This is a genomic window from Bradyrhizobium altum (assembly GCF_020889705.1).
Taxonomy (GTDB): Bacteria; Pseudomonadota; Alphaproteobacteria; order Rhizobiales; family Xanthobacteraceae; genus Bradyrhizobium; species Bradyrhizobium altum.
On record NZ_JACMYP010000299.1, the window covers coordinates 1 to 10,014 of the forward strand.

Annotated in this window: 9 protein-coding genes and 1 pseudogene; 1 reads left to right on the forward strand and 9 read right to left on the reverse strand. The window is 65.0% G+C overall.

Going from position 1 to position 10,014, the window contains the following annotated elements:
- Nucleotides 1–196: 196 nt before the first annotated feature.
- Together H8B02_RS40755 and H8B02_RS40760 are read right to left on the reverse strand one after the other, a co-directional pair.
- A complete protein-coding gene (locus H8B02_RS40755; protein WP_229171332.1) occupies nucleotides 197–592 on the reverse strand; it encodes a VOC family protein in 396 nt (131 codons plus the stop codon).
- The gene (locus H8B02_RS40760) at nucleotides 593–913 is read right to left on the reverse strand and encodes a c-type cytochrome (protein ID WP_229171339.1); all 321 of its coding nucleotides are present in this window, start codon (nucleotides 911–913) and stop codon (nucleotides 593–595) included.
- 389 nt (nucleotides 914–1,302) lie between these two features.
- Between H8B02_RS40760 and H8B02_RS40765 the strand changes: the two genes are divergently transcribed.
- Nucleotides 1,303–1,608 carry a hypothetical protein gene (locus H8B02_RS40765; RefSeq protein ID WP_229171333.1) on the forward strand — a complete coding sequence of 102 codons (306 nt, stop codon included), beginning with the start codon at nucleotides 1,303–1,305 and terminating at the stop codon, nucleotides 1,606–1,608.
- A 159-nt stretch (nucleotides 1,609–1,767) separates the two neighbouring features.
- Here H8B02_RS40765 and arfB read toward each other — a convergent pair whose 3' ends face one another.
- The 7 genes and pseudogenes from arfB to H8B02_RS48720 all read right to left on the reverse strand — a co-directional run.
- Nucleotides 1,768–2,187, reverse strand: coding sequence for an alternative ribosome rescue aminoacyl-tRNA hydrolase ArfB (arfB, locus tag H8B02_RS40770; RefSeq protein ID WP_229171334.1), 420 nt, complete (start codon nucleotides 2,185–2,187; stop codon nucleotides 1,768–1,770).
- Nucleotides 2,188–2,399: 212 nt separating this feature from the next.
- Nucleotides 2,400–3,710 carry a M16 family metallopeptidase gene (locus H8B02_RS40775; protein ID WP_229171340.1) on the reverse strand — a complete coding sequence of 437 codons (1,311 nt, stop codon included), beginning with the start codon at nucleotides 3,708–3,710 and terminating at the stop codon, nucleotides 2,400–2,402.
- Nucleotides 3,711–3,760: 50 nt separating this feature from the next.
- Entirely contained in the window at nucleotides 3,761–5,152 is a 1,392-nt protein-coding gene (locus tag H8B02_RS40780; protein ID WP_229171335.1) for a M16 family metallopeptidase, read from the reverse strand.
- Between the two features lie 149 nt (nucleotides 5,153–5,301).
- Nucleotides 5,302–6,033: a hypothetical protein gene (locus H8B02_RS40785; protein WP_229171336.1), complete on the reverse strand. Its 732-nt coding sequence runs from the start codon at nucleotides 6,031–6,033 to the stop codon at nucleotides 5,302–5,304.
- A 100-nt stretch (nucleotides 6,034–6,133) separates the two neighbouring features.
- Complete coding sequence (lspA, locus tag H8B02_RS40790) at nucleotides 6,134–6,655, reverse strand: signal peptidase II (protein WP_229171337.1); 522 nt, start codon at nucleotides 6,653–6,655, stop codon at nucleotides 6,134–6,136.
- Nucleotides 6,628–9,678, reverse strand: coding sequence for an isoleucine--tRNA ligase (gene ileS / locus H8B02_RS40795; protein ID WP_229171338.1), 3,051 nt, complete (start codon nucleotides 9,676–9,678; stop codon nucleotides 6,628–6,630). Before ileS ends, lspA begins: the two co-directional genes overlap by 28 nt.
- A 240-nt stretch (nucleotides 9,679–9,918) precedes the next feature.
- Nucleotides 9,919–10,014 (reverse strand): annotated as a pseudogene (locus H8B02_RS48720) (sugar O-acetyltransferase); the annotation flags it as partial.

Consider the following 10,014-nt stretch of genomic DNA (forward strand, 5'->3'; position numbering starts at 1 on the left):
CGATCGCGACCGCGGGTGCCGTGGCGACCGCGCCCTTGAGAAAGACACGCCGGTCATACTTGCTGCGTCGATCGATTTCTCTCATGGTTTCCTCCGTCAATTTTTGTTTGTCTAATTGCCTTGTTCAATCACGCTCTTTTTTTTATTTGAGCATGATCTTCTCGGAGAACCGGTCTCCACTTTTCCGGATCATGCACTAGCCGAAGCGCCCGCCGCGCTGGATCACCTCGATCTTGTAGCCGTCGGGATCTGAGACGAAGAAGAAGCGCGCCAGCGTCTTGCCGTCATGCTTGAAGTCGCGCAGCGGCCCGGGCGACAGTCTCTCCTTTTCGAAACGCGCATGCTCGGCATCGACGTCATCGACGACGACGGCGAGATGGCCGTAGCCGTCGCCGAGCGTGTAGGGCTCCTTGCGGTCGAAATTGACCGTGAGCTCGACCTCGAAGGGCGAGGACGGATGGCGCAGGTAGATCAGCGCGAAATCGCCGAATCTCAGATTGTCCGCGATCTCGAGCCCGAACGCGCGCTTGTAGAAGTCGAGCGCCTTGGTCTCGTCGAACACGCGGATCATCGAATGCACGGGTTTCGCCATTCAGTTCAGCTCCTTCAGGTAGGCGATGATCATGGCGCGGGTTTCCGGCCTGGCCTGTCGGTAGGCCATCACGGTGCCGGGGATCACCTCTTGTGGATTGGTCAGCCAGGCATCGAGCCTGGCGTCGTCCCAGACGAAGTCCGCTCCTGCGAAGCCCGCGGAATATTTGAAGCCGTCGGCCTTGCCGGCATGGCGGCCGACGATCTTGTAGAGCGATGGTCCTTGCCGGACGAGGTCCGAGGTGTTGGTGGTGTGGCAGGTTGCACATTGCTGCTTGAACAGCGTCGCCCCGTCGGGCGGCTTGGCGGCAGGCAACGGCATTTGCGCAGCCGTCATTTGCACTGCAAACATCGCGCTGCAAAATCCCAGCGCCAACGTCCACCTCGCGCGCAGCCTTGTCATATACATCACCGCCTCTGTGCGGTGACTGTAGGAGGCTGAAATCGGCCGTTGGTAGTAGCGGGCTGTTTCACGGCAGAACAAAGCTGGGCGGCGATCTGGCGCGGAACCGATCGTTGCCGCATATGCGGACGACAAATCCGCAAAATGACCGCGAAATCCCTGCACGATCACCACACGATGCCGCTTGCATTGCGCGTGCGCCGTTTGCGGAAAATTCAATCTCGCACGATGGGGTTCAGGGTCGGCGTTGCAAACGGCGCACACCTGCGCCGCTCCGTCCATCGTCAATCAAAGTCCTGGAGAAATGGATGACGTTTGCAAAGACCAGCGTGCTCGCCCTTGCCATCACGGCCGCGATGGCCGGCCCCGTCCTGGCGCAGGGCGCGACTACGCCGGATACCCAGCTTCGCGGCGGTGCACAGGGCCGAGGTACCATGCAGCAGGGCGGCGGCATGTCCGGCAGCGGCGATGAGGAAATGGCGGCGCAACCGACTTCGCCGACGCAAAAGAGCGGCACCAGCGCCAAGTCGGGCAACAAGGGAACGGTCGGCAGTGGCCATGCCACACCGAAGTCTGGCGGTTCCGAGATGGCGCCTGCAACCAAGAAGTACTGATCCGCGATGATCGGATCCCGGATGCAGCGCCGTGCCTGCGCTGCGTCCGGTGCTCCCTGGAGCCTTTTCCGTTCCGGTTGAATCGGAACGGGGCTCTAGATTCTAGTTTTGACGGGCTTTCTTCACGCGAACCGGGTATCCACTTCGCTCGAAAACGCTCTAATCGTCGAAACGTTGACTGCCGCGGCCCGCCTTGATATCGCTGCGGCGTTTCTTGCCTTCGAGCCGACGCTTCTTTGAGCCGAGCGTCGGCCTGGTCGGCCGCCGCGGTGTCGGCCGCACCATCGCTTCTTTCAGCATCTCGAAGAGCCGCTCGATCGCGTCCGCGCGATTGCGCTCTTGGGTGCGGAAGCGGAACGCCTGGATCACGATCACACCGTCCTTGGTCATGCGGCTGCCGGCGAGCCGCGCCAGCCGCTGTGCGGCGTCCGGCGGCAGCGCAATCTTGCGCGTGTCGAAGCGAAGCTGGGCTGCGGTCGAGACCTTGTTGACATTCTGCCCGCCCGGACCGGAGGCACGGACAAAGACGATCTCAATGTCGTTCTCGTCGATCGTAAGGTCGCGGGACAGCCGCAGCATGACATCACCCGTGGAGGGAAGAATCGGCGGCCGCAGGATAGCGGGTTTGCGCTGGGCGTGCTTGGGCGGTGTTGATGCAGCGTTCGTTACGTCAGCGGTCGGAGTGCGGGGCCACCCCTCTCCGCACCCTCCCCCGCAAGCGCCCCTTGCGGGGGCGGGTTGGGGGAGAGGGGTGGCCTCATCGGCGGTGTGTATGAAGAAGCCGAGACGCGTCAGTTCGCCTTCGGCGGCGCCGATGCCGGCTGCGCTGCGGCTTGCGGGGCGCGGCCGACGATCACGGTGAGCAGGCCGTTGCCCCACAGCCTCTTGGAGACCCGCTTGACGTCGTCGAGCGTCACCGCATCGACGATGGCGCTGCGCTTCTCGATGTAATCGATCGGCAGCTTGTCGAGCTGGTATTGCAGCATCGCCTGCGCAAGCTTGGAGGAGGTGTCGAGCGCCAGCATCTGCGAGCCCTTCAGATAGGACTTCGCCTCGTCGAGTTCCTGCTGCGTCGGACCTTGCTCGGCGATGCGGCGGATCTCCGCCTCGATCGCATCGACGGTCTCGCCGGCGCGGTCGGCACGGGTGCCGGTGTTGCCGATGAACAGCGCGGAGTGATCCATCCAGAGCAGCGCCTCATAGATCGAATAGGCCAGCCCGCGCTTCTCGCGCACTTCCTTGTAGAGCCGCGACGACAGCCCGCCGCCGCCGAGAATGTGGTTCACCACATAGGCGGCCATGAAGTCCGGGTCGTGCCTGTTGATGCCGGGACCGCCGAAGGTGACGACGGTCTGCGGCACGTCGAGCGGGACGAAGGCGCGCTGCGGCGGCTTGGTCGCCACGACGTCGGGAATCGCCGTCAACTCGGCCTTGGCCGGCAGACCGCCAAAGGTGTTGTCCAGGAGCTTGCCGAGCGTATCGGGATCGACGTCGCCGACGACGGCGATCCGCAGCGTATCCTTGGCGATGATGCGGCGGACATAGTCCTTCAGATCGGCGATCTCGATGGTCGGCACGCTCTCGAGCGTGCCGGTCGCCATCCTGGCATAGGGATGATCGCCGAAGGCGAGCTCGAGGAACTTGCGCCCCGACAGCGACGACGGATTGGTCGATTCGCGGCGCAGGTTCGAGATCACCTGGGCGCGGATGCGTTCGACGTCCTTCGGCTCGAACCGCGCCGAGGTCAGCGCCATCCGCAACAGGTCGTAGGCTTCGTCCTTGTTGTCCTTGAGCATGCGCAGCGAGCCGCGGAACTGATCGCGGTTGGACTGGAAGCTGAGCTCGATGGCGCGGCGCTCGAGCCGCTCATGATAGGTCTTGGAATCGAGATCGCCGGAGCCCTCGTCGAGCAGGTCGGCGACCAGATTGCCGACGCCGGGCTTGCCGGGCGGATCCTGGCTGGCGCCGCCGCCGAAGGAATATTCCATCGCGATCAGCGGCACGGTGGCGTCCTGCACGAACCACGCCTCGATGCCGCCGGGCGACACCAGCCGCTGGATCTTGGCCGCGGCCTGCGAGGGCGCCGAGGTCAGCGTCAGCATCGCGGCGCAGGCGCCGCCGATCAGCGCCGCGCGGCGGGTGATGGAATAGATCACGAGCGCTTCTCCTCGCGTTTCGGCGCAGTATCCTTGATCAGATAGCCGGTCACCGACCGCTTCTTGTCGAGCCAGGTGGCGGCTGTCGCGCGCACCTGCTCGGCGGTGACGGCGCGAATGCGATCCGGCCAGCTCCTGATGTCGTCGATGCTGAGCCCGGTGGTCAGCGCGCCGCCATACCAGCGCGCCAGCGTCGCCTGGTTGTCCTGGGCGTAGATCGCCTCCGCGATCAGCTGGGTCTTGACCCGTTCGAGATCTTCGGCGCGCGCGGGGTTCTGCGCGAGATCGGCGATCACCTTGTCGATCGCGTCCTCGATCTGCGCGAACTCGACGCCGGCCTTGGGCGTTACCGCGATCGAGAATTGCGACGGATCGAGCGCGGTGCCCTGGTAGCCGGCGCCGGCCGAGATGGCGAGGCCCTTGTCGATCACCAGCGAGCGATAGAGGTAGGAGTTGGCGCCGCCACCCATCAATTGCGCGAGCACATCGAGCGTCTGGCTCTCGCCCGCCGCCGCCGTGGTCGCCGACGGCACCAGATAGTAGCGGCGCAGGTTCGGCTGTTCGACGCGGGGATCCGACAGCGTCACGGTGCGCGGCGCAGCCGGTGTCGGCTCCTGCGGCCGGACACGCTTCTCGGGGATCGCACGCTGCGCCGGGATCGGGCCGAAATTCTTCTCGACCAGCGGGCGGATGTCCTTGACGTCGACGTCGCCGGCGATGACCAGGATCGCGTTGTTCGGTGCGTAGAAGCGGCGGTAGAAGGCGAGCGCATCCTCGCGGTCGAGCTTCTCGATCTCCTGGTGCCAGCCGATCACCGGCCGGCCGTAGGGATGGTTGAGATAGAGCGCGGCCATGATCTGCTCGGTGAGCCGGGCATCCGGGTTGTTGGCAACCCGCATGTTGAACTCCTCGAGCACGACGTCGCGCTCGGGCAGCACATTCTCATCCTTCAGGATCAGGCCGGTCATGCGATCGGCCTCGAATTCCATCATGGTGGGCAGCTGCTCGCGCGGCACGCGCTGGAAGTAGCCGGTGTAGTCGTTGGAGGTGAAGGCGTTCTCGTTGCCGCCGACGCGGAGCACGGTCTGCGAGAACTCGCCGGCCGGGTGCTTGGCGGTGCCCTTGAACATCAGATGCTCGAGGAAATGCGCGAGGCCCGATTTGCCCGGTGTCTCGTCGGCGGAGCCGACCTTGTACCAGATCATCTGCGTCACGACCGGCGTGCGGTGATCGGGGATCACCACGACCTGCAGGCCGTTGTCGAGCGTGAAGCTCGCAGGGCGTTCCGAGGTGACGGTGGTCTGGGCGCGGAGGCTGGCGCCCGATAGCGGGATGGTTGAAACAAAGGCAGCAGCGAACAGGGCAATCGATCGGCGTGAGGGCATCATGGTCCTTATGGAAGCCTGAACAGATGGCCGGGCATGAAAGACGCCATCGTACACGGTGCAGTCCGTGCCAGTCGTCACGAAGCGGAGAGACGGACGTCCCTCCGCATTAAGCTTTGCTCATGTCAGCCTTCGCCCAAACAGGCCAAGCGTCACTGTATCGGTTTTCCGGTCATGACGTCGTACTGGCCCTCGTTCACCTTCGGCTTCAGCGGGCCTGTGCCATAGTCAAAGCCAGAGGACGGCGTCTGGTATCCCGGAGGGGGCTCGGTCAGGGATTCGCGCGTCGGCTCGCCCGGGAACGGCTTGGACTCGCTGCTGTTCCCCTTGAAGATGCCGAGCAGACCACCGTTGTAGCCGAGCTGGCTCGGCATCAGCGACGGATTGGTGTTGGTGCCCGGCTCGAGCGGCTCCCTGCGGCCCTCGGTGGCCGTCTGCTGCTTGCGGCCCGCCTCGATCTCGGCCGGCGTCAACGCCACCGCTGACTGCCACGGCTCCTTCTTGACTTCCTTCTTGCGCGCCGCGACCGCAGCCTTGCGCGCCGCGATATCGGGGTCCTTCGGCCAGTTCGGCGCGTTGACCTGGGCGGCTGTGGCAGGCGGCGGCAGGTCGAGCTTCGGCGGCACCACCAGCGGCGAGCGCTCGCGATAGTCGATGCCCTTGCTGGCGGCGCTCTTGGCGCCGAGCCCGGTCATCAGATTGTCGATGATCCGCTCTTCGAAGGTCAGGCCGTCATCGCCGTCATCGTCGTCGTCACCGGCACGCACCGGGCCGGCCGTCATCACCAGGCCGATCCCGGCCGCAACGAACGCCAGACGCAGGCCGCGGAGCAGTGGCAGCCGGGACGTCTCGATCAGGTAACCGCGGACTTTGGTGTTGCGCATCGCGCTATTCCCATCTCAAAATTCACCAAAGCGATCACTGGCTTAGCGCTCAGTTCCGCTAGGTGCAGGTCGGCCGCCGACCGGCTCGTATCGGCCGGGATCAGGGCGCTTTTACGGCGGGGGTCCCCATGACGGAATCATACAATAGGGCCGCCACGCCAGCAACGATCGCCACATCGGCGAGGTTGAATACGTACCAATTGAAGGTTTTTCCCCCGATCCCGATATGAAACAGGGCAAAATCGACCACGGCGCCATAGGCGAAGCGGTCGATCCCGTTCCCGATCGCACCGCCGATAATCAGGCCGAGCGACACCGTCGCGAGCCAGGTCCGCGACCGCGCCATCCAGATCGCGAGCGCGATCACCGCGGCGGCCTTGATCACCATCAGCAGAATCTGGGCCGCCGGGGTCTCGCTCTGAAACCAGCCAAAGCTGATGCCGGGATTCCAGGCCAGCACCAGGTCGAAGAACGGCGTCACCTCGACCGCGCCGCGGTGGGCAATGCCGAAGACGTAAAGCAGCCAGAGCTTGGAGGCCTGGTCGGCGATCAGGGTGATGACCGCCGCCAGCACACCGGCGCGAACCGGCGAGCTCAAGCCGTGACCCCCAGCGCCTTCCATTCGCGCAGCGCTTGGGCGTCGCGCGGCGAGACGTCGGGATACTCGGGATCCTCGCCGATCGTCGGCAGGATCTTCCACGAGCGCGCGCATTTGGTGCCGACCGCCTTTTCGACCACCACGGCGACGCCGGGCACGGCATCGAGGCGGAAGGCTGTGGCCGGCGCCTCGCCCTCGCGCACCTCGTAGTTCGACGTGATGCAGACCTCGGCGAGATCGATGTCGAACAGCGTCGCCAGCATCTCGCGGTCCGCGATGTAGATCACCGGCGAGGCCTCGAGCGACGAGCCGATCCGCTTGGCGGCGCGCTCGAGTTCGAGCGCACCGGTGACGACGCGGCGGACGTTGCGGATCGTCTCCCACTTCGCGGCGAGGGCGTCGTCGCGGAACTGCTCGAGACCTTCGGGGAACAGCGTGAGATGCACCGAGGGCTCGGCGTTCGGCCGGTACATCCGCCAGGCTTCGTCGGTGGTGAAGCTCAGGATCGGCGCCAGCCATTTCAGGATCGCGTCGCAGAGCAGGTCGATCGTGGTCAGCGCCGCCTTGCGCGCCACCGAGGACGGCGGGTCGCAATACAGCGTGTCCTTGCGGATGTCGAAGTAGAACGCCGACAGCTCGGAGTTCATGAAGGCCGCGAGGCTTGCGACCACGGTCTTGTAGTCGAACGCGGCATAGGCCTCGCGGATGGTCTCGGTGTGGAGGGCCAATTCGTGCAGCATCAGCCGCTCGAGCTCGGGCATCTCGGCGAAGGCGACCCTCTCGCTCGGCTTGAAATGATGCAGCGTGCCGAGCATCCAGCGGATCGAGTTGCGCAGCTTGCGATAGGTCTCGATGGTGTTCTTCAGGATCTCCGGACCGATGCGCTGGTCGTCGGCATAGTCGGTGGCGCAAACCCACAGGCGCAGGATATCCGCGCCGGAATCCTTGATCACCTTCTGCGGCTCGACCGTGTTGCCGAGCGACTTCGACATCTTGCGGCCGTTCTCGTCGAGCGTGAAGCCGTGGGTGAGCACGATGTCGTAGGGCGCGCGCCCGCGGGTGCCGGCGCTTTCCAGCAGCGATGAGTGGAACCAGCCGCGATGCTGGTCGCTTCCTTCGAGATACATCACGGTGTCATTGCCGCCATCGATCTTGCGGACGATGTTGCCGAGCTGCGGGAAGTTCTGGCGGTCTTCCAGCACGAAGGCATGCGTGGAGCCGGAATCGAACCAGACGTCGCAGATGTCGTCGACCTTCTTCCAGTTCTCCGATGCGCGGCTCCCGAGGAAGCGCTCGCGGGCGCCGTCCATGTACCAGGCGTCGGCGCCTTCCTCCATGAACGCCTCGGTGATGCGCTGGTTGACGACCTCGTCCTGCAGGATCTCGGCCGAGCCGTCGCTGTTCTCGCGCACGAACACGGCGATCGGCACGCCCCAGGCGCGCTGGCGCGAGATCACCCAGTCGGGGCGATTGGCGATCATGCCGTTGATGCGGTTCTCGCCGGCCGGCGGCACCCATTGCGTGACCGAGATCGCTTGCAGCGCGCGGGCGCGCAGCGTGTCGCCCTTCTTGGCATGGCCGTTTTCCGCGATGTCCGTAGCCCCGGGCTTGCCCGGGGCGTCCACGATGGGCTTGTCCATCGCGATGAACCATTGCGGCGTGTTGCGGAAGATCACCGGCTTCTTGGAGCGCCAGGAATGCGGGTACTGATGCTTGAGGCGGCCGCGCGCGAGCAGCTTGCCGGCCTCGATCAGCGCCTTGATCACCGCCTCGTTGGCATCGCCCTTTTCGCCCTTGTCGTTGAGCACGCGTTTGCCGGTGAAGCCCGGGGCCTGCGCGGTGTAGGCGCCGTTCTCGTCGACGGTGTAGGGGATCGCCGTCGGGATGCCGCGCGCGTCGAGCTCGCGGGTGTTGGCCGTCCAGACGTCGAAGTCCTCACGGCCGTGGCTCGGTGCGGTGTGCACGAAGCCGGTACCGGTGTCGTCGGTGACATGTTCGCCGGCGAGCAGCGGCACGGTGAATTCGTAGCCGCCACCGAAGCCGCGCAGCGGATGGGCACATTCCACGGCGTCCAGCGTGTCGCCGGGAATATCGCGGACCTTCTCATAGGACGTGACGCGCGCCTGCTTGAACACTTCCGCGGCGAGCGCATCGGCCAAGATCAGGAGATCGCCGGTCTTCGCCCAATTGTCGGCGGGCGCGTCCGTAACCTTGTAAAGGCCGTAGGCGATCTTCGGCGAGAACGAGATGGCGCGGTTGCCGGGCAGCGTCCACGGCGTGGTGGTCCAGATCACCACCGAGGCATTGGCCAGCGCGCCATGCGCCGGCGAGGTGACAGGGAATTTCACCCACACCATGTCGGAGGTGTAGTCCTCGTACTCGACCTCGGCTTCGGCCAGCGCGGTCTTCTCGACCACGCTCCACATCACCGGCTTCGAGCCGCGATATAGCGTGCCGTTGGCGGCAAACTTCATCAGCTCGCGGGCGATCTGCGCCTCGGCCGGATAGCTCATCGTCTCGTAGGGGTGGTCCCAGTCGCCGATGATGCCGAGCCGCTTGAACTCCTCGCGCTGCACGTTGATCCAGTGCGTCGCATAGGCGCGGCATTCCCTGCGGAACGCGACCATCGCGGCGGAGTCGCGGAAATCGGGCTTCTGCTTGCCCTTGGAGCGGTAGTTCTCCTCCTCGATCTTCCATTCGATCGGCAGGCCGTGGCAATCCCATCCCGGCACGTAGTTGGAGTCGAAGCCGAGCATCTGCTGGCTCTTGGTCACGACGTCCTTGAGAATCTTGTTCAGCGCGTGGCCGATATGGATGTTGCCGTTGGCGTAGGGCGGGCCGTCATGCAGCACGAATTTGGCGCGGCCCTCGGCTTCCCGGCGAAGCCTGTCGTAGAGGCCGATGTCGTTCCAGTATTTCAGGATTTCCGGCTCGCGCTGGGGCAGGCCGGCGCGCATCGGGAATTCCGTCTGCGGCAGGTAAAGGGTCTTGGAATAGTCCCTAACGTCAGTCTTTTGGGCGTCGGTCTTTTGCGGCTTGTCGGACATAAAAGCTCTGATTTGGCAGGTGCGGGCGCGGAAACGCGATCAATCGCGGGTGAAACGACGAAGTCCCGGTCTTGCGCCGAGCCTTCATGCTCAGGCGGAAGCCGGGCCGCTAATCCGTATGATGCGCCGCGAAAACATGGGTTTTCCATAGCAGCCAAGCGGGGAAATCGCAAAGCCCCCGCTGCCGGCAAATCCAGCCCCGCGGGGCCGTCCTAAACCTGGCGCGGCCGGGCCGGATTTCCCGCCACGGTCGCGCCGGGGGGCGACGTCCCGCGTCACCACGCTGCCGGCCCCGACCAGGGCGCCGTCGCCGATCGTGACGCCGGGCAGGATGAC